We start from the raw sequence: 24,591 nt of genomic DNA on the forward strand, positions 1-24,591 counted from the left end.
GATCAGATCGAGAACGAAGAGCCGCAACCACAGGTCGTGGTGGCGTTCGGGTTCTTGATCACGAAGCGCGAACCTTCCAGACCTTCCTGGTAGTCGACTTCGGCACCGGCCAGGTACTGGAAGCTCATCGGATCAACCACCAGACTCACGCCTTCGCGCTCGACGATGGTGTCGTCTTCGGCTACATCTTCATCGAAGGTGAAACCGTACTGAAACCCTGAACAACCGCCGCCCGTAACGAATACGCGCAGCTTCAAGCGATCATTCCCCTCTTCATCGACCAGGCTCTTCACCTTGTGCGCAGCACCTTGGGTGAATTGCAAAGCCGTGGGGGTGAAGGATTCGACGCTCATGCTGACTATCTCCCGGCGTTACGCCGCCATAATGCGTGATGACGCGCATTATCCGCTTGTCCTAGAAAATCGGTCAACTATTGTTACGGTATATCAATAAACCGACCAACTGCCCAGAATGCAAAAAGGCCCGTCTGACGGGCCTTTTTGCTGTGTTGCCGAAAGTGTTACGGCAGCATACCGGCGTGGGACAAACCGAAGCGCTCGTCCAGTCCGAACAGGATGTTCATGTTCTGCACCGCCTGGCCCGACGCACCCTTGACCAAATTGTCGATCACCGACAACACCACCACCAGATCGCCATCCTGCGGACGGTGAACCGCAATGCGGCAGACGTTGGCGCCGCGAACACTGCGGGTTTCCGGATGGCTGCCGGCCGGCATCACATCGACGAACGGCTCGTTGGCATAACGCTTTTCGAACAGCGCCTGCAGATCCACCGAGCGATCAACCACGGTCGCGTAGAGCGTGGAGTGAATGCCACGGATCATTGGCGTCAGGTGTGGAACGAAGGTCAGGCCGACGTCCTTACCGGCGGCGCGACGCAGGCCCTGGCGAATTTCCGGCAGGTGACGATGACCTTTCACCGCGTAAGCCTTCATGCTTTCCGATGTCTCGGAGTACAGCGAGCCTACCGCTGCGCCACGACCGGCACCGCTGACACCGGATTTGCAGTCGGCGATCAGACGCGAAGTATCGGCCAGACCCGCTTCCAGAAGCGGCAGGAAACCCAGTTGCGTAGCGGTTGGATAGCAACCCGGAACGGCAATCAGGCGTGCCTTCTTGATCTGCTCGCGATTCACTTCGGGCAAACCGTAGACCGCTTCGTCCAGCAGCGCGGGGGCGCCGTGCGGCTGACCGTACCACTTGGCCCACTCTTCAGCGTCCTGCAGACGAAAATCCGCCGACAGGTCGATGACCTTGGTGCCCGCCGCCAGCAGTTCGCCGGCCAGAGCATGAGCTACGCCGTGCGGGGTGGCGAAAAAAACCACGTCGCAAGCACCCAGGGTCTTGATGTCCGGCATGCTGAATGCCAGGCCATCGTAGTGGCCGCGCAGGTTCGGATACATGTCAGCCACGGCCAGACCGGCCTCGGATCGAGAAGTGATCACAACCACTTCTGCCTGCGGATGCTGTGCCAACAGACGCAGCAGTTCGACACCGGTGTAACCCGTGCCGCCGACGATACCGACCTTGACCATAAACCTGCCCTCAACGAACCCACTGGAAAGCTGTCGATAATAGGGGCCGCGCGCGCCTGCGACAACCGTCAAGGTGACGTGCGGACGCTCAAGCCTCTACTATCCCGGCTACCGTGAACCTGGGAATAACCAAAAATGCTCTATCTATGGATCAAAGCGTTTCATATCGTCAGCGTCGTGTGCTGGTTTGCCGGGCTGTTCTACCTGCCGCGGCTGTTCGTTTATCACGCGCAAAGTGAAGACGCGATCAGCAAGGAACGCTTCAGCCTCATGGAACGCAAGCTGTATCGCGGCATCATGGGCCCGGCGATGATCGCTACGCTGATCTTCGGCGGCTGGCTGATCTACCTCAATCCGGGCATCTTCAGCATGGGCGGCTGGATTCACGCCAAGCTGACCCTGGTGGTCTTGCTGATCGGCTATCACCACATGTGCGGCGCGCAGGTAAAACGTTTCGCCCGTGGCGAGAACACCCGCAGCCATGTCTTTTATCGCTGGTTCAATGAAGTGCCGGTTCTGATATTGCTGGCTATCGTAATTCTGGTCGTGGTCAAGCCGTTCTAACTTCAACAGGCACCACACTTCGGGGGATTTCCAATGTCGCTGCCCGCTCTGCTCGAACAACGTCTGCGTCTGCCCGTCGTGGCGGCGCCGATGTTCCTGATTTCCAACCCGGAGCTGGTGCTAGCCTGCTGCCGCAACGGCGTGGTCGGCAGCTTTCCAGCCCTGAACCAGCGTGAAAGCAGCGGCTTCAAAGCCTGGCTGGAACAGATCGAGGCCGGACTGGCGACACTCGACAATCCGGCACCGTATGCGGTGAACCTGATCGTCCACAGCAGCAACCCGCGCCTGCAGGCGGACTTGAACATCTGCGTCGAACACAAGGTGCCGATTGTCATCACCAGCCTCGGCGCGGTGAAGGAACTGGTCGACGCGGTTCACAGTTATGGCGGCCTGGTTTTCCACGATGTGACCACGCGCCGCCATGCCGAGAAAGCCGCCGAAGCCGGGGTCGACGGTTTGATCGCGGTTGCGGCCGGCGCTGGCGGCCACGCCGGCACCTGGAGCCCGTTTGCACTGATCGCCGAGATCCGCGAATTCTTCGATAAAACCCTGCTGCTTGCAGGATGCCTTAACCACGGCCATGAAATTCTTGCCGCACAGTTGCTCGGTGCCGATCTGGCCTACTTCGGCACGCGATTTATCGGCACCACCGAAAGCCATGCGCCTGACGCCTACAAGCAGATGCTCCTGACTGCCAAAGCGACGGACATCATTCATACTCCTGCGGTCTCAGGCGTACCGGCCAGCTTCATGCGCCAGAGTCTGGAGGCAGCGGGTTTCGACATGGCCGCGCTGCAAGGCAAGGGCGAAGTCAATTTCGGCGACAAGCTCAAGCCGATCAACGATGAAGCCAAAGCCTGGAAAACCGTGTGGTCCGCCGGTCAGGGCGTAGGGCAAATCGACGACCTGCCGAGTGTGGATCAGTTGATCGCCCGGCTCGACGCGCAATACCGTCAGGCACTGGAACGCGCAGCGCAGTTGCAGAAACGCTGGCCACGCTGAGAAAAACCAGGTCAGTCGCCGACCGACTGGCCTTACAATTCGACCTTCAATTCATTCGCGACAAGGATGCCTCGGCCATGAGCGAACCCCGTTACAAGATTGTTTTCGACGGTGCTCTACAGCCCGGTGTCGATATCAACACTGCCAAGCTCAATCTGGCAGCCCTGTTCAAAAGCGATGTGGCCGCCATCGAACGCCTGTTCAATGGCAACACCATCGCCCTCAAGCACGACCTGTCCCACAGTGACGCCCAGACCTATCTGCAAGCACTGAGCAAGACCGGGATCGACGCGCGGATCGAAAGCGAAACGGCGATCGAGCTGAACCTGGCGGACGTGCACGAACATCCGTCCGCTGCTGCAGAACCGGACTCCCCCTACGCACCACCGCGCGCCAACGTTGGCGAGCACCTGCCGGCGTTCGCTGCGCTCAAGCCATTCAGTGTCGAAGGACGGATCGGTCGCCTGCGCTTCCTCGCATGGACGATGGTGCTGAGCCTGGTGACCCTGCCGATCGTTGGCGTATTCGCACTGATCGCCTTGGGACTTGTCAGCGGCGACTCCACCACCGGCCTGATCATCGGCGGGATTTTTGCGGTCTTCCTGTTCCTCGGTTTCATCATTGTCAGCATCCTGTTCAGCGTGCAGCGCCTGCACGACATCGGCTGGTCCGGCTGGTTATGGCTGCTGAACCTGGTGCCCTTCGTGGGCAGCTTCTTCCCGCTGGTGATCATGGTCGTACCCGGCAACACCGGCGCCAACCGCTACGGCCCGCCACCGCCCCCCAACAGCACCGCGGTCAAGGTGCTGTGCTCGCTGTGGATCGTATTCTTCGCGCTGGTATTTGCCGGCGGCATGCTGGGCGGCATCTCGGCCATTCAGCAGGAATATGAGACCAACCTTGAGAGCAGCTATGAAAGCGGTTCGGTCACCACCGATGAAGTCGAGATCGAGACCACACCCGCGGCGAATTCGGTGGACGATGCAGCCGAAGCGGCTCCGGCCCCTGTAGACTCTGCGAAAGAATGAACAACGCTCCCCGCCGTGACACCTGCGTCGCTGGCGCGGAGCTGTTGCGATGGAGAATTGCATGACCCGTTACGCTCTGATCACTGGCGCCTCCAGCGGCATCGGCCTGGCCATGGCCGAAGCCCTGGCCCGGCGCGGCCGCAGCCTGATTCTGGTGGCCCGACAGCGTGATCAGCTGGAAAGTATCGCAATCGAACTGACCCAGCGCTTTGGCGTGGAGGTCTTGTTCCGTGCCTGCGACCTCGGCGAGCCTTTGCGCCTGTCCGGCTTCCTGCTGGAACTGGAAGAAGGCGACCGACAGATCGATCTGTTGGTCAACTGCGCCGGCATCGGCACCTGCGGCCCGTTTCTGGCGCAGGACTGGATGACCGAGCAGGACCTAATCGAAGTGAACATCCTCGCCCTCACCCGCCTGTGCCACGCCATTGGCAACAGCATGGCGTTGCAGGGCGGTGGGCAGATTCTCAACGTCGCCTCGATGGCGGCGTTCAATCCCGGTCCGTGGATGAGCACCTACTACGCCAGCAAGGCTTACGTATTGCACTTCTCCGAAGCGCTGCGGGTTGAGCTCAAACAGAGCGCGGTCAAGGTCTCGGTGCTCTGCCCCGGCCCGACCCGCACCGCGTTTTTCCGCACCGCGCAGCTCAACAGCGACAAACTCAAGGACAGCAAGCTACTGATGAGTCCTGAGGAAGTCGCGCTGTACACCGTGCGCGCACTGGAGAAAAACCGCGCAATCATCATTCCGGGACGCCGCAACCGCTGGCTCGCCTTCCTGCCGCGCCTCGGTTCACGCTGGCTCAATCGCACCATCGTCGGCATGGTCAACAAGGCTTACTGCCCGCGCTGAACTGTCCTACGGCAAAACACTGGGCGGGGTCATTTCCCATGAGTACACTCAGGCCAGCCCACACAACGGAGAAAACAGCAGTGGATACTCTGTTCACCAAGATCATCAACCGGGAGATCCCGGCCAAGATCATCTACGAGGACGACCAGGTTCTGGCGTTCCACGACATCGCCCCACAGGCACCGGTGCATTTTCTGGTGATCCCGAAGAAACCGGTGCGCACCCTCAATGACCTGACCGAGGACGACAAGGCACTGGCCGGGCACATTCTGTTCACTGCTCAGCGCCTGGCGCTGGAACTGGGCTGCGAGGAAGGTTTCCGGGTGGTAATGAACTGCAATGAAAAAGGTGGGCAGACCGTCTATCACATTCATATGCACGTACTGGGTCAGCGCCAGATGAACTGGCCACCGGGCTGATTCAGCGGAAATCCTGTGGGAGCGGGCTTGCTCGCGAAGCGGATTGTCTGGCAATGAGATTTTGAATGTGCCGGCGTCTTCGCGAGCAAGCCCACTCCCACCCAGAGCATGAACGCACGCCCCCCTATACCGTGCGGCAAATGACCCAGCGCAAACCTTCCCCGGCCGATTCGGTTAAACTGGCGGTCGAGATTTTTCCCGGAGGTCAGCATGACTACCCAACGTCACTACTCGCCGATTGACCGTCTTCTGCTGCAAGCCGATGCCGCGATGCGTACCCTGCTGCCCTTCAGCGGCCAGCCTTACCGCCCGTCGCCAGCGATCGTGCAGCCTGAAGTGCAAATGAGCGACGAGGACACCCGTCACGTTGCCGGCCTGATGCGCATCAACCATACCGGTGAAGTCTGCGCCCAGGCGCTGTACCAAGGGCAGGCGCTGACCGCCAAGTTGCCGCAGGTGCGTGCCGCCATGGAGCACGCTGCCGAAGAAGAAATTGATCACTTGGTGTGGTGCGAACAGCGCATCCATCAACTGGGCAGCCACACCAGCGTGCTCAACCCACTGTTCTACGGCATGTCGTTCGGCATTGGCGCGGTGGCCGGCCTGATCAGCGACAAGGTCAGCCTCGGTTTCGTCGCGGCCACCGAGCATCAGGTGTGCAAGCACTTGAACGAGCACCTTGAGCAATTGCCGGCCGAAGACGAGAAGTCCCGGGCGATTCTGCAGCAGATGCGCATCGATGAAGAACATCATGCGGAGAGTGCGCTGGATGCCGGTGGTTTCCGTTTTCCGGCGCCGGTGAAATTCGGGATGAGTCTGTTGGCCAAGGTGATGACCAAGAGCACCTACAGGATCTGAATTTGGCGCTGTCTGGCGCAACCCCTACAGGTTCTGCATTTCGGCAATAAAAAAGGCGACTACCGCAAAGTAGTCGCCTTTTTTGTGCGTTGAAAGCTTACGCCGGCATATTGCGTGCGTAGAAGATTTCGAGCATTTCGTGCTTCACCCGCTCGGTCACCTGAGCGCGTTGCTCAGGGGACAGGTTGCTGGTGGCGTCGCCGAACAGGTAGTTATCCAGTTCGAAGTTCTTCAGCAGCATTTTGGTGTGGAACAGGTTTTCCTGGTACACGTTCACGTCGGTCATCTGGTACGCGTCGCGGGTGTCTTCGGAAAGGTAGTTCTGGATCGAGTTGATCTCGTGATCGATGAAGTGCTTGTTGCCTTCAACGTCACGGGTGAAGCCGCGCACACGGTAGTCCACAGTCACGATGTCCGAATCGAACTGGTGAATGAGGAAGTTGAGCGCTTTAAGCGGTGAAATGACACCACAGGTCGACACGTCAATGTCCACACGGAACGTCGCAATACCGGCGTCCGGATGGATTTCCGGGTAGGTGTGCACCGTGATGTGGCTCTTGTCGAGGTGGGCAAGGATGATTTCGGGCAATGGACCCGGGGACTCTTCGATCTGGCTGTCAGTCGGGGTCACCGGCTCTTCCGAGATCAGAATCGTGACGCTGGCACCCTGAGGCTCATAGTTCTGACTGGCAATGTTCAGAATGTTGGCACCAATGATTTCGACAACTTCCGTGAGGATCTGCGTCAGGCGTTCGGCGTTGTACTCTTGATTGATGTACTCGACGTAAGCCTGCTGGTCTTGCGGGGTTTCCGCGTAGCAGATGTCATAGATGTTGAAGCTCAAGGTCTTTGTCAGGTTATTGAACCCGTGGAGCTTGAGTTTGCTTTTCACCGTTAAAAACTCTCTATGTATGCGGCGCAGCCGCGTGATCAAGCATGCCCGTCAAGTGCGAACAACGCACCTGCGTAGGACGGTTAACACCTCTTCGCGATGGCGATTTTGGTTATCTGTTCAGGCGGATGACCCGTCGGTTGACCGATCACTGCCCTGAAAAAAGTGGCGCATTATGCAGACGTCAGCGAGGGATCGCCAGAGTCTGCACTGCTTTTATGATAGTTGAATGTCGGTTCAACCGAGTTCGACGATTTCATAATCGTGAGTGATCGCCACGCCGGCCGCGCCGAGCATGATCGAGGCCGAGCAATACTTCTCTGCAGACAGTTCGATGGCGCGTTTGACCTGGGCTTCCTTCAGGCCACGACCCTTGACCACGAAGTGCATGTGGATCTTGGTAAACACCTTCGGATCTTCGGTTGCACGCTCGGCTTCGAGGAAGGCTTCGCAGCTCTCAACCGCCTGACGCGACTTCTTGAGGATGCTGACCACGTCGAAGTTGCTGCAACCGCCAACGCCCAACAGGAGCATTTCCATCGGGCGAACCCCTAGATTACGACCACCGGCGTCCGGCGGACCGTCCATGACCACGACATGACCGCTACCGGATTCGCCGAGGAACATGGCTTCGCCAGCCCATTGGATGCGTGCCTTCATCGCCAAGACTCCACTGTAGAAAAAAGGGTCGCCAGCTTAGCACAGGCCTTTGCTTTGACAGCGCACGCCGCTCTTAGGACGGAGGCCTTTGCAACGTAGGTAATTTCTCGAATTTTCGACGAAGTGTCTGGTAAGCTGGCGCCAATTCGCTGGCGCCAATTGTCAGCCTGTGTAGCGACCACCTTCAGCGCCTCATAAAAAAATCAAACATCACCGTGCAGTCTTTTCGGGATACAACCATGGTTGCTATTACCCCCACACCCAAAATCAAGAACCTCGACAAGCTGTTGTTGCATTGCCAGCGCCGTCGCCATGCGGCCAAGAGCAACATCATCTGCGCCGGCGATCGCTCGGACACGCTGTACTTCATCATCAAGGGTTCGGTCACCATCCTGATTGAGGACGACGACGGTCGCGAAATGATCATCGCCTACCTCAATGCCGGAGATTTCTTCGGTGAGCTGGGCCTGTTCGAACAAGCTGGCCAGGAACAGGAGCGCAGTGCCTGGGTGCGGGCCAAGGTCGAATGCGAAATCGCTGAAATCAGTTATGTGAAGTTCCGCGAATTGTCGCAGCAGGATCCAGACATTCTTTACGTCCTCAGCGGACAAATCGCACAACGTCTGCGCAATACCACGCGCAAAGTGGGCGACCTGGCGTTCTTCGACGTCACCGGTCGCGTGGCTCGCTGCCTGCTGGAACTGTGCAAACAACCCGACGCTATGACCCACCCGGACGGCATGCAGATCAAGGTAACCCGTCAGGAAATCGGGCGGATTGTCGGTTGTTCGCGGGAGATGGTCGGTCGCGTGCTCAAGGATCTGGAAGAACGCAACCTGGTCGATGTGAAAGGCAAGACCATGGTGGTCTTCGGTACCCGCTAAGCGCGCACCGTCAGGCGCTGTAGACCTGCGCCAGCATCAAACGAAACAGCTCAGCAAGACGCGCCAGTGCATTTGGCGCGGCGAACTTCTCGTGCAGGGCGATATGGCTTTCGGCACGCACTCGCTGCTCCAGTCCGCAAGCCTCATTGAAGCGATTGACCGCTGCGACCATCGACTCGCGCTCGTTAGCCACCAGCATCGCCCCGTGCACCAGACCCACCGGGCGCTGACCGCCCTGACTCTGGCGCCAGCGCTGGGCCGTACCGACCATCTTGCGCCCGTCGAGGTTGACGTTGAAACGACCGTCGCAGAATGCACCGTCGATTTCACCCAAGGACGACGTGCCGCCCAGTTCATCCAGCAACTCGCGGATCGGATCACACAGACGCCGGTAACCGGTTTCGATGCGGTTCAGATCGCCTTCGCTGCGAGGCGGAGCATAGACCAGAGCGATGTTGATGGTTGAAGCCGATTGCGGGACCGGTTCGCCGCCTGTTTCACGCAACAGCACCGGCCAGCCGGCAGCGGCGGAGACTTCGCAGGCATGCTCAAAACCGGGCAGGCGGTTGAGGCGGCGCGGCATGACCAGCGCGCGATCGCTGGGTTGCCAGAACAGCAGGTCGAATTCGGCGTTACCAGCGCAGACCGAGGCCAGCAAATCCTGTTCGGCTTGCAGGCCGGCTTCGATGGTGAGGGAGGCAGGGATCATAAGGTTTCCGTAGGACGTTCAGTCTGAGGTGAATCTTATGTCGTCATCGCGAGCAGGCTCACTCCTACAGGGGGAACGCATTCCAAGTGTAGGAGTGAGCCTGCTCGCAATGGCGTCTACTCGGTCTGACCGAGTCAGTCGAGGGTCGAACCGCTGACCGGAACGCCACGCTCCGGGAAGAACAGGCGTTGCAGCTCGGTGCCCGGGCTTTCGGCACGCATGAACGCCTCGCCCACCAGGAACGCGTAGACGTCGCTGATTTCCATCAGTTCGACATCGGCGCGGTTGAGGATGCCGCTCTCGGTGATCACCAGACGATCGCGCGGGATGCGCGGCAGCAGGTCGAGGGTGGTTTCCAGGCTGACGTCGAAGGTGTGCAGATTGCGGTTGTTGACCCCGACCAGTGGCGTGTCGAGGGTTTTCAGCGCGCGCTCCAGCTCATCACCGTCGTGCACTTCCACCAGCACGTCAAGACCGACGCCTTTGGCGACCGAAGCCAGCTCGGCCATTTTCACGTCATCCAGTGCGGAGACGATCAACAGCACGCAGTCGGCGCCCAGCGCGCGGGCTTCGACGATCTGGTACGGATCGATCATGAAGTCCTTGCGGATCACCGGCAACTTGCACGCGGCGCGGGCCTGTTGCAGGTAAGCATCGGCGCCCTGGAAGTAATCGATGTCGGTCAGCACCGACAGGCAGGTCGCCCCGCCCTTCTCGTAGCTCCTGGCGATGTCGGCGGGCACGAAGTTCTCGCGGATCACACCTTTGCTCGGCGAAGCCTTCTTGATTTCAGCGATCACCGCCGGTTGTTTCTTCTTGGCCTGCGCCAGCAATGCCTGGGCAAAACCACGGGGTGCATCGGCCGCCTTGGCCAGACTTTCCAGCTCGCTCAGGCTGACGCGAGCGCTACGTTCGGCGACCTCCTGGACTTTGCGCGCCAGAATGTTTTCCAGAACCGTCGGTACACTCATCCCTCATTCTCCACTTTGAATACCGCGGTAAAGGCACCCAACTCTTCGAGTTTCTCCCGAGCGAGACCGGTGTGCAGGGCGTCGTGCGCAAGCGCCACGCCTTCTTTCAAACTTGAGGCCAGGTCGGCAGCGTACAGTGCGGCACCGGCATTGAGCACAATCATTTCAGCAGCTTTCTGGCCGTTTTCGGTTTTGCGCTTGCCCAGTGCATCGCGGATCAGCGCCAGCGACGCTTCCGGACCGTCAACCGACAGGCCATGCAGGCTCTGGCTCTTCATGCCCAGATCTTCCGGCTCGACCCAATACTCAGTGATCTCGTTGTTCTTCAGCTCGGCGACATACGTCGGCGCGGCCAGGCTGAACTCGTCCAGACCGTCTTTGGAATGCACCACCAGCACGTGTTTGCTGCCCAGGCGCTGCAAGACTTCGGCCAATGGCCGGCACAAGGCCTGGGTGAACACGCCCACCACCTGATGTTTCACACCGGCCGGATTCGTAAGCGGGCCGAGCATGTTGAACAGCGTACGCAGGCCGAGATCGCGGCGCGGGCCGGCGGCGTACTTCATGGCTTTGTGATGGGTCTGGGCAAACATGAAACCGATGCCGACGTTGTCGATGCAACGGGCAACCTGCACCGGCGTCAGGTTCAGGTAGATGCCGGCGGCTTCCAGCAAGTCGGCGCTGCCGCTCTTGCCCGATACCGCGCGGTTGCCGTGCTTGGCCACTGTGCAACCGGCGGCTGCGACAACAAAGGAAGAAGCGGTCGACACGTTGAAGATGTTCGCGCCGTCACCGCCGGTGCCGACCACGTCGACTACGCCGTCGAGAGTTTTGAGTTCGACCTGATCTGCCAGCTCACGCATCACCGACACGGCGCCGACGATTTCGTCGATGCTCTCGCTCTTCATGCGCATGGCCATCATGAACGCGCCAATCTGCGCGTCGGTGCATTGGCCGGTCATGATTTCGCGCATCACGTCGCGCATTTCTTCGGTGCTGAGGTCGAGGTGTTCGACGATACGGCTCAGGGCTGTCTTGATATTCATGGAAAGTCCTTAGCGCGTGCCGCCGGTTTGTTTGAGGAAGTTGGCAAACAGTTCATGGCCCTGCTCCGTCAGGATCGACTCGGGGTGGAACTGTACGCCCTCAATGTTCAGGGTCTTGTGACGCAGGCCCATGATTTCGTCGACGCTGCCGTCATCGTGCTGGGTCCACGCCGTTAGCTCCAGGCAATCGGGCAAAGTATCGTGTTTGACGATCAGCGAGTGGTAGCGGGTAACCGTCAGCGGATGATTCAGACCGGCAAAAACGCCCTTGTCCTCGTGGAATACCGGACTAGTCTTACCGTGCATCACCTGACGGGCACGCACCACATCGCCGCCGAAGGCCTGACCGATGGACTGATGGCCCAGGCAAACGCCGAGGATCGGCAGTTTGCCGGCGAAGTGCTTGATGGCTTCGATGGAGATGCCGGCTTCGGTCGGTGTGCACGGACCTGGGGAAACCACGATGCGCTCCGGGTTGAGCGCTTCGATTTCGGCGATGGTCAATTCGTCGTTGCGCACGACTTTGACCTCGGCACCCAGCTCGCCGAGGTATTGCACAACGTTGTAAGTAAAGGAGTCGTAGTTGTCGATCATCAGCAACATGGCGTTTCGAACCTCTTGAATTCTGACTTGAAGACAGCCTTCAGATGACTTGCCCGCAGGGCGCTGCACGATGTCGGACGCGGGGATGCGCGTCGGCACAGCGGGATATCAAACGGGCAAGGAAGGCAAAGCGATACAGATCCGGCGGGGCCGGCAGAAAGGATTCAGGCGCGCCAACGCCAGCGGGCGTGTGCCTTGATGACTTGATCCAGAAGTTTGCTGGTGATCAACACGGGGAAGGTCTCGTTCATACGTTCCAGCACAGTAACTTAGCTGGGCAGAGCGTGCAATATGGCGGGGTCGGCAGGGGGTCAAACTTTAGGAGGGTTCACGACCGATGGCAAAAGGCCGGAAGTTTTTGGTACTGTCGTTTCGTTCACCTACAACAATAAATAAACGGACTTGCTCATGATCAAACAGACGTTGTTTGTACCGCTTGCCGGATGCCTGCTCGCCATTGCATGCGCCCAGGCCTACGCAGCACCCGCGCCCTATTCCAATTTCATCGTCTTCGGCGACAGCCTGAATGATGCCGGGACCTTCAAGGACACTGGCGGCCCGGCCGGCGCCACGCAGCGCTACACCAACCGCACCGGCCCGCTGTACAAGGATGGCACTGGCGAAAACCGCGACCTCAACGCCACGCAGATTATCGGCGGCAAACTGGGTTTCAGCCCGGATCAGACGGCGTCCTCGTCCTCGGCCGTGCGTGCCGGTGAGGGTCTGGCGGATGGCAACAACTGGGCGGTGGGTGGCTACCGCACTGACCAGATTCTCGACTCGATCACCACGCAATCGGCCACCGGTGAGCGCACCCGCAGCGGTTACCTGCCCTCGAATGGCTTGCGCGCCGATCCGAATGCGCTGTATTACCTGTCCGGTGGCGGTAACGACTTCCTCCAGGGCCGCGTGCTCAGCCTCGATCAGGCCAGCGCGGCGGCAGATCGCCTGGCCGACAGCGTCCGTACGCTGCAAGGTGCCGGCGCCAAATACATCATGGTCTGGCTGCTGCCGGACATCGGGCTGACCCCGGCGATCAACGGCTCGCCGCTGCAGGGCTTCACCTCGCAGCTCAGCGCCCAGTTCAACACTGAGCTGGTCAGTCAGTTGCAAGGCATCAGCGCCGAAATCATTCCGCTGAACATTCCGGTGTTGCTCAAAGAGGCCTTCGCCAACCCGGCGCAATTCGGCCTCGCGGCAGACCAGAACCTCACGGCCACCTGCTTCAGCGGCGACAGTTGCACGGAGAACGCCAAATACGGCATCAACAGCGCCACTCCCGATCCGACCAAGCTGATCTACAACGATGCGGTGCACCCGACCGAAGCCGGCCAGCGCTTGATTGCCGACTACGCCTATTCGCTGCTGGCGGCACCGTGGGAACTGACCCTGCTGCCGGAAATGGCCCAGGGTTCGTTACGCGCGCATCAGGATGAACTGCGCAACCAATGGCTCGCCGACTGGGAAAACTGGCAAGGCATCGGCCAATGGCGGGCGATTGTCGCCGGGGGCGGCCAACATCAGGATTTCGACGGTCAACACAGCGCAGCCAGTGCCGACGGCAACGGCTATAACCTGAACATCGGCGGCAGCTATCGCGTCAACGAAGCCTGGCGTGTCGGTTTGGCCGCAGGTTTCTATAACCAGAAACTCGAAGCCGGCGACGCCGACTCGGAATACAAACTCAACTCTTACATGGGCACTGCGTTCGCCCAGTATCAGCAAAACCGCTGGTGGGGCGATCTGGCGATGACCGCCGGCAAACTCGACTACGACAGCCTCAAGCGTAAGTTTCAGCTCGGGGTAAACGAGCGCGGGGAGAAAGGCGATACCGACGGCTATGTGCTGGCGATCAGCGGGCGCATCGGCTACGACATCGCACAGCAGGCCAGCAGTCCATGGCACCTGTCGCCGTTCGTCAGCGCCGATTTTGGCAAGACCGAAGTGGATGGTTACTCGGAAAAAGGCGCGGACTCCACAGCACTGACCTTCGATGACCAGTCACGCAACTCGCGACGTCTGGGCCTGGGTATCCAGGGCAAGTACCAGATCACCGCGCAGACCGAAGTGTTCGGCGAGTTCGCTCACGAGCGTGAGTACAACGACGATCGGCAGGACCTGACCATCAACCTCAACAGCCTGCCGGGCAACCGTTTCACCCTCGAAGGCTACGAGCCGCAAACCAACCTCAATCGCCTGAACCTGGGCGTGAGCCACAAACTCACGCAGGACCTGGCCCTGCGCGCCAGCTACAACGTGCGCAAGGATGATGACTTTACCCAGCAGGGGGTTAACGTCGGGGTCAGCCTCGACTTCTGATTGACAGGCATAAAAAACGCGGCGCCCTTACAGGCGCCGCGTTTTTTTATGGCTAAACACAAGGCCAGTGTGGGAGCGGGCTTGCTCGCGAAAGCGGTGTATCAGTCGACATCAATATTGAATGTCAGTCCGCATTCGCGAGCAAGCCCCGCTCCCACAGAGGCGGATGGTGTGGGCTCAGCTTTCCGGGGTCTGCTCGGCCAGGGCCACGGCGCGGAACATCGCGCGGCGCTTGTTCAGGGTTTCTTCCCATTCCAACGCTGGCACCGAGTCGGCAACGATGCCGCCACCGGCCTGCACGTGCAGTTCACCGTTCTTGATCACGGCGGTGCGAATCGCAATCGCGGTGTCCATGTTGCCATTCCAGGCGAAGTAACCGACTGCGCCGCCGTACACGCCACGCTTGACCGGCTCCAGTTCGTCGATGATTTCCATCGCACGAATCTTCGGCGCGCCAGACAAGGTGCCCGCCGGCAGAATCGCCCGCAGTGCGTCCATTGCCGTCAACCCGGCCTTCAACTGACCGGTGACGTTGGACACGATGTGCATCACGTTGGAATAGCGCTCGATGACCATCTTCTCGGTGAGTTTCACCGAGCCGATTTCCGAAACCCGCCCGGTGTCGTTACGACCGAGGTCGATCAACATCAAGTGCTCGGCAATCTCTTTATCGTCCGACAGCAGGTCTTCTTCCAGCGCCAGATCTGCTTCTTCGGTGGCGCCACGCGGACGCGTGCCGGCAATCGGGCGCACAGTGATCAGGTTGTCTTCGACCCGCACCAGCACTTCCGGCGAACTGCCAACGACGTGGAAGTCGCCGAAGTTGAAGAAGTACATGTACGGCGTCGGGTTGAAGCAACGCAGTGCGCGGTACAGATCGATCGGCGCTGCCTTGAAGTCGATCGACATGCGCTGCGACGGCACGACCTGCATGCAGTCACCCGCGAGGATGTATTCCTTGATGGTGTCGACGGCTTTTTCGTAATCGCTCTGGGTGAAACTGGAACGGAACAGCGGATCAGCCGACTGCTGTTTGCTGAAGTCCAGACCACGGCGCGGGGTGATCGGCTGGCGCAGTTTCTCCAGCAGTTCCTGCAATTGCGCCTGGCCTTGCTCGTAAGCATCCGCTTGCGCCGGGTCGGCCAGCACGATCGCGTGCATCTTGCCGGCGAGGTTGTCGAACACCACCACCGCATCGGACACCATCAGCAGAATGTCCGGCACGCCCAGCGGATCCGGGTTCGGGCATTTGCCCAGACGCTTCTCGACATAGCGCACGCAGTCATAACCGAAGTAACCGACCAGACCACCGTTGAAACGCGGCAGACCGGCGATGGTCGGCACGTTGTAACGGGTCTTGAAGGTTTCGACGAAGGCCAGCGGGTCTTCGACGTCATGGCTTTCGGTCTCGACGCCGTCGACGGTGATGCTCACGTGGTGGTCGTGAACCCGCAGCACGGTGCGGCATGGCAGGCCGATGATCGAGTAACGGCCCCATTTCTCGCCGCCCTGCACCGATTCGAGCAGATAGGAGTTGGGCTGGTCGGCCAGTTTCAGGTAGATCGACAGCGGCGTGTCGAAGTCGGCCAAGGTTTCGCAGGCCAACGGAATGCGGTTGTAGCCGTCAGCGGCCAAGCGCAGGAATTCTTCGCGGATCATGAGGTGCCTCGTGGTGTGAGGTGCTAACAGTCAGGTATGCAAACGCGCCGGCGAGCCGGCCAGGAATCAGTCAGGCGCGCCAACGCCAGCGGGCCAGGGCCTTGATGACTTTCATCCAGAGTTTGCGGGTGACCACCACGATGGCGTTTCCAGAATGGGATTGAGAAGCGTCGGCCAACGTTATCTCAGCGGCTGTACCGAGGCAACCGGGAATTAGCTTGCGCAGATCGTCGATCACCAGCGCCGGAGATTCCTCGGCAATCGGCCGGCCGTGGTTGTAGCCGTAACTCAGCGCCACGCATTTGACCCCTGCTGCTTTCGCCGCCAGCACGTCGCTGCGCGAATCGCCGACGAACAGCGATTGCGAGGCCGGGATGTTGGCCATTTTCATCACGAAGAACAGCGCGGCCGGATCAGGTTTCTTCTGCGGCAGGGTGTCGCCGCCGATGATCCACTTGAAGTAGCGGCCGATCTTCATCTGATCCAGCAGCGGCGCGACAAAGCGCTCCGGCTTGTTGGTGATCAGCGCCATCGCCACGCCCTGCTTGTGCAACCACTTGAGGGTGTCACGCACACCGGGATAGACCACAGTCAGCTCATGGCTCGCGCCGTAGGCTTCCATGAACACTTCCAGTGCGTGCTCGGCTTCAACGTCATCCACAGCAGAATGATCGATGCCGCCGGCCAACGCCCGGCGCACCAGCACCGGTGCGCCGTTGCCGACCCACTCGCGCACCGACTCGATGCCGGCAGGCTTGCGGCCGAGGGAGAGCAGCATGGTGTCCACCGCCGCCGCCAGGTCGGGAACCGAGTCGATCAGCGTGCCATCCAGATCGAACATCACCAACCGTGGCAGTTGCCCCGGGAACAGCTGCTCAAAACCACTCATGGGAGCGCCAGCGCCAGTTCGGAACGCATCTTGTCGATGACTTCCTGATAGTTCGGCGCATTGAAGATCGCCGAGCCGGCGACGAAGGTGTCAGCACCAGCGGCCGCGATTTCGCGGATGTTGTTGACGTTGACGCCGCCGTCGATTTCCAGACGGATGTCGCGACCCGAAGCATCGATGATTGCCCGCGCTTCGCGCAGTTTGTCGAGGGTGCCAGGAATGAACTTCTGCCCGCCGAAGCCTGGGTTTACGCTCATCAGCAAGACCATGTCGACCTTGTCGATCACGTACTTGAGCACGTCCAGCGGGGTCGCCGGGTTGAACACCAGGCCAGATTTGCAGCCGCCTTCACGGATCAGTTGCAGCGAGCGATCGACGTGCAACGTGGCTTCCGGGTGGAAGGTGATGTAAGTCGCGCCGGCCTCAATGAAGTCTCCGACGATGCGATCCACGGGGCTGACCATCAGGTGTGCGTCGATCGGCGCGGTGACGCCGTACTTGCGCAGCGCCGCGCAGACCATCGGACCGATGGTCAGGTTTGGCACATAGTGGTTGTCCATGACATCGAAGTGAACGAAGTCCGCACCGGCGGCCAGAACATTGTCCACTTCTTCGCCGAGGCGGGCGAAGTCGGCGGAGAGAATCGACGGAGCAATTACGAAGGGCTGCATGACGCACCTTTTCTGAGCTAAATCACGATGGCGCGCATTGTAGCCTCATGCTTGGGCGCGCGCACCGTGACCGCGATGATTGGGTTGTGCCATGAGCGCTGACCGAGCACGCCTCAGTAAGCCGCGCGGTAGATCTTCTCGATATCGGCAGCGCTGAGTTTGCGCGGGTTATTGCGCATCAGACGCTCGATCCCCGCGGCTTCCACGGCCATGGCCGGGATTGCCTCCTCGGGTACACCGAAACTGCGCAGCCCGGCCGGAATCTCCACCGCCGCACACAGTTCGCTCATCGCCTGCACGGCTTTGTCCGCCGCCTCCGTGGCACTCAGGTGAGCGGTCTTGACCCCCATGGCTTCAGCAATATCCTGCATGCGCTCGACGCAGGCCATCTTGTTCCAGGTCATGACATACGGCAGCAGCAACGCGTTACTCACGCCATGGGCGATGTTGAAACGCCCGCCCAGCGGATACGCCAGCGCATGCACCGCGCCGACACCCGCGTTGCCGAACGCCATGCCGGCCATCAGGCTGGCGGTGGCCATGTCTTCGCGGGCTTGCAGGTTGCCGCCGTTGGCGTACGCCTTGGGCAGCGCTTTGGCGATCAGTTTGATGGCGCCGATGGCGAGGGAATCGGTGATCGGCGAGGCATTCACCGACAGATAGGATTCGATGGCATGCACCAGCGCATCGACGCCACTGGCGGCAGTGACGCTGCGCGGGCAGGTCAGGGTCATCTGCGGACTGACCAACGCGACGTCGGGTAATAGAAAATCGCTGACGATGCCTTTCTTCAACTGGGCAACTTTGTCCGAGAGGATCGCCACATTGGTCACTTCCGAACCGGTGCCAGCGGTGGTCGGGATGGCGATCAGCGGCGGGCCTTTGCGCGGCACCTGATCGACGCCGAACAGGTCCTCCAGCGCGCCGTGATAACCGGCGTAGGCGGCGACACTTTTGGCGATGTCGATGGCACTGCCGCCACCGAGGCCGATCAAGCCGTCATGCCCGCCTTCTCGGTAAACACGCATGCAGTCTTCGACGATGGCAATTGCCGGGTCCGGCAGCACGCGGTCGAAAATCTCGTACTCGCGCCCGCCCAATTGGCACAGCGCCAGCTCCACGGTGCCGGATTTGACCAGCGCGGCGTCGGTGACGATCAGCGGGTTGTCGATATCCAGACGCGTGAGCTCCGCCGCCAGTTGCTCGATGGCCCCGGCGCCGGTGATCAGTTTGTGAGCGATTTTGAACTGGGACAGACTCATCGTGCGCAGCCTCTTATAAGTGTGGGAGCTGAGCACAAGCGTAGCTGAGGGTTTGGGGTTGTCTGCCATTCACTGCATGAATGACCCAACCTCTGAACACACCAAAAATCATTGTAGGAGTGAGCCTGCTCGCGATGACGGACTGACATCCACCAATGATGTCGACTGAAAGTCCGCAATCGCGAGCAGGCTCACTCCTACAGGGGAATACGCTAGACCTGGGCGGTACGCAGTTTTTCGCTACGCCCGCGTAGCCATTCCAGGGTCAGCAGCAGAATCACCGAAAAGGCGATCAGCAGCGTTGCCGCCGCCGCGATGGTCGGGCTGAGGTTCTCGCGAATCCCGCTGAACATCTGCCGTGGCAACGTCGCTTGCTCGGGACCTGCAAGGAACAACGTCACTACCACCTCATCAAACGAAGTCGCAAAGGCGAACAGCGCCCCGGAAATCACCCCCGGTGCAATCAGCGGCAAAGTCACACGACGGAACGCGGTCAATGGCGATGCACCAAGACTCGCCGCCGCCCGCACCAGATTGTGATTAAACCCCTGCAACGTCGCCGACACAGTGATGATCACGAACGGCACCCCCAAAACCGCGTGGACCACGATCAACGAGAAGAAACTGTTGCCCAGCCCCAGCGGCGCGAAGAACAGATAACTCGCCACGCCAATGATCACCACCGGCACCACCATCGGCGAAATCACCAGCGCCATCACCAGCGATTTGCCGGGGAAGTCGCCACGGGTCAGGCCGATCGCGGCCAATGTGCCGAAGACCATCGCCAGCACCGTCGCGGCGGGGGCGACGATGATGCTGTTCTTCAGCGAGCGCATCCATTCGGCCGAGGCGAAGAAGTCCTGATACCAGTGCAGGGAAAAGCCCTGCAGCGGATACACCAGGAAACTGCCCGAGTTGAACGACAGCGGCACGATCACCAGCACCGGCAGAATCAGGAACAGCAGGATCAGGCCGCAGAGAATCCGCAAGCTGTAGAACCACACCCGTTCGATGGGCGACATGTAAGGACTCAGCATTTCAAATTCCCCTTAGCTCAGGCGCAGGCGACTGGCGCCCACCAGCCAGCTGTAGATCAGATACAGCACCACGGTCGCCAGCAGCAGCAAGCCGCCGAGCGCAGTGGCCATGCCCCAGTTGATGCTGGTGTTGGTGTAGAACGCGACGAAGTAGCTGACCATTTGATCGTTCGGGCTGCCGAGCAGCGCCGGGGTGATGTAGTAGCCGATGGCGAGGATGAACACCAACAGGCAACCGGCGCCGACGCCGGCATAGGTCTGCGGGAAGTACACCCGCCAGAAACTGGCGAAGGGGTGGCAGCCCAGCGAGATGGCGGCGCGCATGTAGGTCGGCGAGATGCCTTTCATCACACTGTAGATCGGCAGAATCATGAACGGCAGCAGGATGTGCACCATCGAGATGTACACCCCGGTGCGGTTGAACACCAACTCCAGCGGCTTGTCGATGATGCCCATCGCCATCAGCGCGCTGTTGATCAGCCCGCCCGATTGCAGCAGTACGATCCACGCTGCGACCCGTACCAGAATCGAGGTCCAGAACGGCAGCAGCACCAGAATCATCAGCAGGTTGCTCTGGCGCGACGGCAGGTTCGCCAGCAGGTACGCCAGTGGATACGCGAGGAACAGGCAGATCACGGTGATGATCAGGCCCATCCAGAAAGTGCGCGCAAAGATGTCGAGGTAGATCGCCTGATCCGGAGTGGCCGGGGCCAGTTCGCCGAGGTCGTCGATGCGGTGATCGACCGCTGCCAGCAGGTAATACGGGGTGATGCTGCTGGTGTTGCGTTTGACCGCCTGCCAATAGGCCGGATCGCCCCAGCGCTCATCGAGGCCTTCGAGTGCTTCTTTATAAGAGGCCGGTTCGCTGGTGAACGGCAGCGCCCGGGCAGTTTTGGTCAGCAGGCTGCGATAGCCGGCCAACTCCATGTTCAAGCGCTTGGACAAGTCGCCCAGCGTCTGGTTTTTGCGGGCTTCGGCAAGGTCTTCGCCCGCCGCTTTGTACACCGGTTCAGCGGGCAGGCCGCGACCGTCCCAACTGGCGATGGCCGCCACGGTGCGTGGCATGCCGCCGACCACTTCCGGGTTACCGACGCTTTTGTAGAGCAGCGCCACGATTGGCACCAGGAACACCAACAACAGAAACAGCACCAGCGGCGCAATCAACGCCTGGGCCTTCCAGCGGTTGACCCGCTCGGCGCGCTTGAGCTTCTGCTTCAAGGTGGGGCTGGCGCCCTCGTTCAGGGGAACGGCGATGGCCATGACGTACTCCGCAAATCTTTGATCGTTACAGAGGTGGCGAACCACCTCTGTTATTGATTGCTACACATGATCGTTCCCACGCTCCGCGTGGGAATGAATCCAGTGACGCTCTGCGTCACACAGGGACGCGGAGCGTCCCGGGCGGCATTCCCACGCAGAGCGTGGGAACGCTCATCCGGAAAGCCGTCGGCCCGTATGCTCGGGTTATTTCGCCGCCCAGGAATTGAAGCGCTGTTCCAGTTGCTCGCCGTTGTCAGCCCAGAAGCTGACGTCGATCTGCACCTGGTTGGCGATGTTTTCCGGGGTGGTCGGCATGTCTTTCAGCACGTCCTTGCTCAGCAGCGGTACTGCTTGAGTGTTGGCAGGGCCGTAGGCGATGTTTTCCGAGTAGGTCTTCTGCTGCTGCGGCTGAACCGAGTAGGCGATGAATTTCTTCGCCGCTTCAGCGCGCGCCTTGTCCAGACCTTTCGGGATGGCCCACGCGTCGAAGTCGTAGATACCGCCGTTCCACACCACTTTCAGGTTGGATTCTTTCTGCACCGCGGCGATACGACCGTTGTAGGCCGAGCTCATGACCACGTCACCGGAAGCGAGGTACTGCGGCGGTTGCGCGCCGGCTTCCCACCACTGGATGCTTGGCTTGAGTTCATCGAGTTTCTTGAACGCACGGTCCTGGCCATCCTTGCCGGCCAGCACTTTGTAGACGTCTTTCGGCGCCACACCATCGGCCATCAAAGCGAATTCCAGGGTGTACTTGGCGCCTTTACGCAGGCCACGTTTGCCCGGGAATTTCTTGGTATCCCAGAAATCGGCCCAACTGGTCGGCGCGGTTTTCAGCTTGTCGGCGTTGTAGGCCAGCACGGTCGACCAGACGAAGAAGCCCACGCCGCACGGCTGGATCGCCCCCTTGACGTAATCTTCGGACTTGCCGAACAGCGCCGGGTCCAGCGGTTCGAACATGTCTTCATCGCAGCCACGGGCCAGTTCCGGCGACTCGACTTCCACCAGGTCCCACGACACGCTCTTGGTGTCGACCATGGCTTTGACCTTGGCCATTTCACCGTTGTATTCGCCGGCGACGATCTTGCCATTGCCCGCCGCTTCCCACGGTGCATAGAAGGCTTTGACTTGCGCCGCCTTGTTCGCCCCGCCAAACGACACCACAGTCAAATCCGGGCCAGCGGCCATTGCGCTGGCCGCACCCATCAGGCCCAGGGTCAGGGCGGTGAACTTCAGGGATCTCAACATTTATTGTTCTCTCCACGTGCAGGGTTGGTGTTGGTATTGCGGGGGCGATCAGTTCGCCTCTAACAGCGGGTCAAGTGCACGAACGTGCTCGACCTGCCAGCCAAGCGGTACCACGTCCCCGACCGCGAGCGCTGGATCGAGCTCGGCAATCGGCTGTTTCACGAAGAAGTCGGTCTTGCCGCAGACTTCCAGACGCACCCGGACGTGGTCGCCCAGATAGATGAATTCCGCCACCCTCCCTGAGAAGCGGTTGACGCATTGATCGCTCGAGCCATTGAGGCTGACGCGCTCCGGACGAATCGACAGGGTCACCGGTTCGCCGGTCTGGCCGACGTTGACCGCCAGCGCCTCGACCTTCTCGCCACGGCCCAGCTCGACCACGCAGCGCTCACCGCTCTGGCTGAGCAGGCGACCGTTGAGGCGGTTGTTCTCACCGATGAAGTTGGCGACGAAGGTGTTTTTCGGTTCTTCGTAAAGGGTGCGCGGCGGGGCGATCTGCTGGATCTCGCCCTGGTGGAACACGGCCACTCGGTCGGACATGGTCAGCGCTTCGCCCTGGTCGTGGGTCACATAGACCACGGTCACGCCGAGGCGCTGGTGCAGGTGTTTGATCTCCATCTGCATGTGTTCACGCAGTTGTTTGTCGAGAGCGCCGAGGGGTTCGTCCATCAAAACCAGTTGCGGTTCGAACACCAGTGCCCGGGCCAGCGCCACCCGCTGTTGCTGACCACCGGACAGTTGCGCCGGATAACGCGAGGCGAAGGCGTCGAGCTGGACCATGCTGAGGACTTTCTTGACCTTGTCGCTGACGTCGCTTTTGTTCAGGCCACGCACGGTCAGCGGGAAGGCGAGGTTTTCGGCGACGGTCATGTGCGGGAACAACGCGTAGTTCTGGAACACCATGCCGATGTCACGCTTGTGCGGCGGCACGTTGTTGATTGCGCGACCGGCCAGGAGGATTTCGCCGGCGGTCGGCGTTTCGAACCCGGCGAGCATCATCAGGCTGGTGGTCTTGCCGGAGCCGGATGGCCCGAGCAGGGTCAGGAACTCGCCTTTGCGAATGTCCAGGTTGAGGTCTTTGACGATCAGGTTCTCGCCGTCGTAGCTCTTCTGCACTCCACGAAAGCTGACCAGCACGTCACTGGCCCCTGCGTTTGATTCGACCTGGCTCATACCCACACCTTTGTTATTGGTAACTGCTGTGGATTAAGCCTAGTGGCTGGCGCCAGCCGCGCAAATCGGGGCGCAGGAGAGAATCGCCTCAGCCGGATGGAAGGTTGGGGGTAGGGATTGCCCTACAAGGATGGCGCGATTGGGTAAGCCGCCGACAGGTGTGGAACCGCAAGCCGCAAGAACAGGCGAAAGCGTCTGTCGTAAATGGATATGACCTCCATCCTGAGCACGGTGGAGATCTTATGTGGGAGGGGGCTTGCTCCCGAATGCGGCGGGTCATCCAACTTATTCAGCGACTGACACAGCGCATTCGGGAGCAAGCCCCCTCCCACAGCTTTTGATTGCGGTGTGGCTCAGAGAAGTTTGTGTTCCATCGCGTACTTCACCAACTCGGCCAGCGAGGTGATGTTGAGCTTCTGCATCAGCCGCGCCTTGTGGGTGCTGATGGTCTTGCTGCTCAGGGCCAGTTGCTGGGCGATGTCGTTGACGTTGGCGCCCTGGGCCAGACGCTCGAACACCGAGAACTCGCGCTCGGACAGCAGCGAATGCAATGGACGGGTGTCGGTCAGGCCGACTTCAAAGACCATCCGGTCGGCCAGCTCCGGGTCAATGTAGCGCCCGCCGGCGGCGACTTTACGAATGGCGGTCAGCAGCAACGCAGGATCGCTGTCCTTGGTCGCGTAACCCGCTGCGCCCACCTTCAGCGCGCGGGCAGCCATCTGCGCTTCATCGTGCATCGACAGCACCAGAATCGCCGGCGGATTGTTCAGCGCGCGGATCCGCGGGATCGCCTCCAGACCGTTGACCCCAGGCATCGAGATGTCCAGCAGCACCACCTCGCACGGCACACTGCGCAGGGTTTCCAGCAACTGCTCGCCATTGCTCGCCTCGCCCACCACTTGCAGATCCTTGGCCAGGCCGATCAATTGCTTGATCCCTTCACGGACGATGGTGTGGTCTTCGGCTACCAGTACACGGATCACGTTCTTCTCCAGAATTCAGACATACACAGATCCCTGTGGGAGCGAGCTT

25 protein-coding genes are annotated in these 24,591 nt (G+C 60.3%); 8 read left to right on the top strand and 17 right to left on the bottom strand.

Annotation, left to right across the window (positions count from 1 at the left end):
• Positions 1-2: 2 nt before the first annotated feature.
• Together erpA and argC are read right to left on the bottom strand one after the other, a co-directional pair.
• Complete coding sequence (erpA, locus tag QMK55_RS10370) at positions 3-353, bottom strand: iron-sulfur cluster insertion protein ErpA (protein WP_003228776.1); 351 nt, start codon at positions 351-353, stop codon at positions 3-5.
• 167 nt (positions 354-520) lie between these two features.
• The gene (gene argC / locus QMK55_RS10375; RefSeq protein ID WP_320329126.1) at positions 521-1,555 is read right to left on the bottom strand and encodes an N-acetyl-gamma-glutamyl-phosphate reductase; all 1,035 of its coding nucleotides are present in this window, start codon (positions 1,553-1,555) and stop codon (positions 521-523) included.
• A 135-nt stretch (positions 1,556-1,690) separates the two neighbouring features.
• On the opposite strand from argC, the gene hemJ reads away from it, so the two are divergent.
• From hemJ to coq7, 6 genes are all read left to right on the top strand, one after another.
• The gene (gene hemJ / locus QMK55_RS10380; protein WP_027610742.1) at positions 1,691-2,119 is read left to right on the top strand and encodes a protoporphyrinogen oxidase HemJ; all 429 of its coding nucleotides are present in this window, start codon (positions 1,691-1,693) and stop codon (positions 2,117-2,119) included.
• 33 nt (positions 2,120-2,152) lie between these two features.
• Positions 2,153-3,121 (top strand): nitronate monooxygenase family protein, encoded by a 969-nt coding sequence (locus tag QMK55_RS10385; RefSeq protein WP_320329127.1) that lies wholly within the window; start codon positions 2,153-2,155, stop codon positions 3,119-3,121.
• A gap of 77 nt (positions 3,122-3,198) precedes the next feature.
• Positions 3,199-4,149: a DUF805 domain-containing protein gene (locus tag QMK55_RS10390; protein ID WP_320329128.1), complete on the top strand. Its 951-nt coding sequence runs from the start codon at positions 3,199-3,201 to the stop codon at positions 4,147-4,149.
• 61 nt (positions 4,150-4,210) lie between these two features.
• Positions 4,211-4,999 (top strand): SDR family oxidoreductase, encoded by a 789-nt coding sequence (locus QMK55_RS10395; protein WP_320329129.1) that lies wholly within the window; start codon positions 4,211-4,213, stop codon positions 4,997-4,999.
• 80 nt (positions 5,000-5,079) lie between these two features.
• A complete protein-coding gene (locus tag QMK55_RS10400; protein ID WP_003228789.1) occupies positions 5,080-5,418 on the top strand; it encodes a histidine triad nucleotide-binding protein in 339 nt (112 codons plus the stop codon).
• A 210-nt stretch (positions 5,419-5,628) separates the two neighbouring features.
• On the top strand, positions 5,629-6,276 hold the full coding sequence (gene coq7, locus QMK55_RS10405) for a 2-polyprenyl-3-methyl-6-methoxy-1,4-benzoquinone monooxygenase (RefSeq protein WP_041070133.1): 648 nt from the start codon (positions 5,629-5,631) through the stop codon (positions 6,274-6,276).
• Between the two features lie 97 nt (positions 6,277-6,373).
• Here the strand turns inward: coq7 and speD are convergent, their stop codons facing one another.
• Both speD and QMK55_RS10415 read right to left on the bottom strand, forming a co-directional pair.
• A complete protein-coding gene (gene speD / locus QMK55_RS10410) occupies positions 6,374-7,168 on the bottom strand; it encodes an adenosylmethionine decarboxylase (protein ID WP_025113535.1) in 795 nt (264 codons plus the stop codon).
• A gap of 237 nt (positions 7,169-7,405) precedes the next feature.
• Positions 7,406-7,828 (bottom strand): OsmC family protein, encoded by a 423-nt coding sequence (locus tag QMK55_RS10415; protein ID WP_003228794.1) that lies wholly within the window; start codon positions 7,826-7,828, stop codon positions 7,406-7,408.
• A 239-nt stretch (positions 7,829-8,067) separates the two neighbouring features.
• Here QMK55_RS10415 and crp point away from each other — a divergent pair, with 239 nt between their 5' ends.
• A complete protein-coding gene (gene crp, locus QMK55_RS10420) occupies positions 8,068-8,712 on the top strand; it encodes a cAMP-activated global transcriptional regulator CRP (RefSeq protein ID WP_102356210.1) in 645 nt (214 codons plus the stop codon).
• Positions 8,713-8,722: 10 nt separating this feature from the next.
• On the opposite strand, the gene QMK55_RS10425 is transcribed toward crp, so the two are convergent.
• The 4 genes from QMK55_RS10425 to QMK55_RS10440 form a co-directional block, all read right to left on the bottom strand.
• Entirely contained in the window at positions 8,723-9,421 is a 699-nt protein-coding gene (locus QMK55_RS10425; RefSeq protein WP_102356211.1) for a biotin/lipoate A/B protein ligase family protein, read from the bottom strand.
• 134 nt (positions 9,422-9,555) lie between these two features.
• On the bottom strand, positions 9,556-10,392 hold the full coding sequence (trpC, locus tag QMK55_RS10430) for an indole-3-glycerol phosphate synthase TrpC (RefSeq protein ID WP_102356212.1): 837 nt from the start codon (positions 10,390-10,392) through the stop codon (positions 9,556-9,558).
• Entirely contained in the window at positions 10,389-11,438 is a 1,050-nt protein-coding gene (gene trpD / locus QMK55_RS10435) for an anthranilate phosphoribosyltransferase (protein ID WP_102356213.1), read from the bottom strand. Before trpD ends, trpC begins: the two co-directional genes overlap by 4 nt.
• 9 nt (positions 11,439-11,447) lie before the next feature.
• Positions 11,448-12,041 carry an aminodeoxychorismate/anthranilate synthase component II gene (locus QMK55_RS10440; protein WP_025113531.1) on the bottom strand — a complete coding sequence of 198 codons (594 nt, stop codon included), beginning with the start codon at positions 12,039-12,041 and terminating at the stop codon, positions 11,448-11,450.
• Between the two features lie 408 nt (positions 12,042-12,449).
• Here QMK55_RS10440 and estP point away from each other — a divergent pair, with 408 nt between their 5' ends.
• A complete protein-coding gene (gene estP, locus QMK55_RS10445) occupies positions 12,450-14,360 on the top strand; it encodes an esterase EstP (RefSeq protein ID WP_320329130.1) in 1,911 nt (636 codons plus the stop codon).
• 177 nt (positions 14,361-14,537) lie between these two features.
• Here the strand turns inward: estP and trpE are convergent, their stop codons facing one another.
• The 9 genes from trpE to QMK55_RS10490 all read right to left on the bottom strand — a co-directional run bounded on the left by trpE (position 14,538) and on the right by QMK55_RS10490 (position 24,542).
• Positions 14,538-16,019, bottom strand: a complete 1,482-nt coding sequence (trpE, locus tag QMK55_RS10450; RefSeq protein ID WP_320329131.1) for an anthranilate synthase component I — start codon at positions 16,017-16,019, stop codon at positions 14,538-14,540.
• Between the two features lie 70 nt (positions 16,020-16,089).
• Positions 16,090-16,908: a phosphoglycolate phosphatase gene (locus tag QMK55_RS10455; protein WP_102356217.1), complete on the bottom strand. Its 819-nt coding sequence runs from the start codon at positions 16,906-16,908 to the stop codon at positions 16,090-16,092.
• Entirely contained in the window at positions 16,905-17,579 is a 675-nt protein-coding gene (gene rpe / locus QMK55_RS10460; RefSeq protein ID WP_102356218.1) for a ribulose-phosphate 3-epimerase, read from the bottom strand. The genes QMK55_RS10455 and rpe overlap by 4 nt, the downstream gene beginning before the upstream one ends.
• Positions 17,580-17,692: 113 nt before the next feature.
• Positions 17,693-18,841 (bottom strand): iron-containing alcohol dehydrogenase, encoded by a 1,149-nt coding sequence (locus tag QMK55_RS10465; protein WP_102356219.1) that lies wholly within the window; start codon positions 18,839-18,841, stop codon positions 17,693-17,695.
• A 212-nt stretch (positions 18,842-19,053) separates the two neighbouring features.
• Complete coding sequence (locus QMK55_RS10470) at positions 19,054-19,878, bottom strand: ABC transporter permease (RefSeq protein ID WP_102356220.1); 825 nt, start codon at positions 19,876-19,878, stop codon at positions 19,054-19,056.
• A gap of 12 nt (positions 19,879-19,890) precedes the next feature.
• Positions 19,891-21,138, bottom strand: a complete 1,248-nt coding sequence (locus QMK55_RS10475) for an ABC transporter permease (protein WP_025113555.1) — start codon at positions 21,136-21,138, stop codon at positions 19,891-19,893.
• 204 nt (positions 21,139-21,342) lie between these two features.
• Complete coding sequence (locus QMK55_RS10480) at positions 21,343-22,386, bottom strand: ABC transporter substrate-binding protein (RefSeq protein WP_025113554.1); 1,044 nt, start codon at positions 22,384-22,386, stop codon at positions 21,343-21,345.
• Positions 22,387-22,434: 48 nt separating this feature from the next.
• Positions 22,435-23,559 (bottom strand): ABC transporter ATP-binding protein, encoded by a 1,125-nt coding sequence (locus QMK55_RS10485; protein ID WP_102356221.1) that lies wholly within the window; start codon positions 23,557-23,559, stop codon positions 22,435-22,437.
• Between the two features lie 353 nt (positions 23,560-23,912).
• On the bottom strand, positions 23,913-24,542 hold the full coding sequence (locus QMK55_RS10490) for a response regulator transcription factor (protein ID WP_003228820.1): 630 nt from the start codon (positions 24,540-24,542) through the stop codon (positions 23,913-23,915).
• Positions 24,543-24,591 lie beyond the last annotated feature (49 nt).

Source organism: Pseudomonas sp. P8_229, from assembly GCF_034008635.1.
Taxonomy (GTDB): domain Bacteria; phylum Pseudomonadota; class Gammaproteobacteria; order Pseudomonadales; family Pseudomonadaceae; genus Aquipseudomonas.

What these genes read in the sequence shown, in the direction of transcription:
- erpA (WP_003228776.1), bottom strand. Translation starts at nt 353, where the DNA reads ATGAGCGTCGAATCCTTCACCCCCACGGCTTTGCAATTCACCCAAGGT.
- argC (WP_320329126.1), bottom strand. Translation starts at nt 1,555, where the DNA reads ATGGTCAAGGTCGGTATCGTCGGCGGCACGGGTTACACCGGTGTCGAA.
- hemJ (WP_027610742.1), top strand. Translation starts at nt 1,691, where the DNA reads ATGCTCTATCTATGGATCAAAGCGTTTCATATCGTCAGCGTCGTGTGC.
- QMK55_RS10385 (WP_320329127.1), top strand. Translation starts at nt 2,153, where the DNA reads ATGTCGCTGCCCGCTCTGCTCGAACAACGTCTGCGTCTGCCCGTCGTG.
- QMK55_RS10390 (WP_320329128.1), top strand. Translation starts at nt 3,199, where the DNA reads ATGAGCGAACCCCGTTACAAGATTGTTTTCGACGGTGCTCTACAGCCC.
- QMK55_RS10395 (WP_320329129.1), top strand. Translation starts at nt 4,211, where the DNA reads ATGACCCGTTACGCTCTGATCACTGGCGCCTCCAGCGGCATCGGCCTG.
- coq7 (WP_041070133.1), top strand. Translation starts at nt 5,629, where the DNA reads ATGACTACCCAACGTCACTACTCGCCGATTGACCGTCTTCTGCTGCAA.
- QMK55_RS10415 (WP_003228794.1), bottom strand. Translation starts at nt 7,828, where the DNA reads ATGAAGGCACGCATCCAATGGGCTGGCGAAGCCATGTTCCTCGGCGAA.
- crp (WP_102356210.1), top strand. Translation starts at nt 8,068, where the DNA reads ATGGTTGCTATTACCCCCACACCCAAAATCAAGAACCTCGACAAGCTG.
- QMK55_RS10425 (WP_102356211.1), bottom strand. Translation starts at nt 9,421, where the DNA reads ATGATCCCTGCCTCCCTCACCATCGAAGCCGGCCTGCAAGCCGAACAG.
- trpC (WP_102356212.1), bottom strand. Translation starts at nt 10,392, where the DNA reads ATGAGTGTACCGACGGTTCTGGAAAACATTCTGGCGCGCAAAGTCCAG.
- trpD (WP_102356213.1), bottom strand. Translation starts at nt 11,438, where the DNA reads ATGAATATCAAGACAGCCCTGAGCCGTATCGTCGAACACCTCGACCTC.
- QMK55_RS10440 (WP_025113531.1), bottom strand. Translation starts at nt 12,041, where the DNA reads ATGTTGCTGATGATCGACAACTACGACTCCTTTACTTACAACGTTGTG.
- estP (WP_320329130.1), top strand. Translation starts at nt 12,450, where the DNA reads ATGATCAAACAGACGTTGTTTGTACCGCTTGCCGGATGCCTGCTCGCC.
- trpE (WP_320329131.1), bottom strand. Translation starts at nt 16,019, where the DNA reads ATGATCCGCGAAGAATTCCTGCGCTTGGCCGCTGACGGCTACAACCGC.
- QMK55_RS10455 (WP_102356217.1), bottom strand. Translation starts at nt 16,908, where the DNA reads ATGAGTGGTTTTGAGCAGCTGTTCCCGGGGCAACTGCCACGGTTGGTG.
- rpe (WP_102356218.1), bottom strand. Translation starts at nt 17,579, where the DNA reads ATGCAGCCCTTCGTAATTGCTCCGTCGATTCTCTCCGCCGACTTCGCC.
- QMK55_RS10465 (WP_102356219.1), bottom strand. Translation starts at nt 18,841, where the DNA reads ATGAGTCTGTCCCAGTTCAAAATCGCTCACAAACTGATCACCGGCGCC.
- QMK55_RS10470 (WP_102356220.1), bottom strand. Translation starts at nt 19,878, where the DNA reads ATGCTGAGTCCTTACATGTCGCCCATCGAACGGGTGTGGTTCTACAGC.
- QMK55_RS10475 (WP_025113555.1), bottom strand. Translation starts at nt 21,138, where the DNA reads ATGGCCATCGCCGTTCCCCTGAACGAGGGCGCCAGCCCCACCTTGAAG.
- QMK55_RS10480 (WP_025113554.1), bottom strand. Translation starts at nt 22,386, where the DNA reads ATGTTGAGATCCCTGAAGTTCACCGCCCTGACCCTGGGCCTGATGGGT.
- QMK55_RS10485 (WP_102356221.1), bottom strand. Translation starts at nt 23,559, where the DNA reads ATGAGCCAGGTCGAATCAAACGCAGGGGCCAGTGACGTGCTGGTCAGC.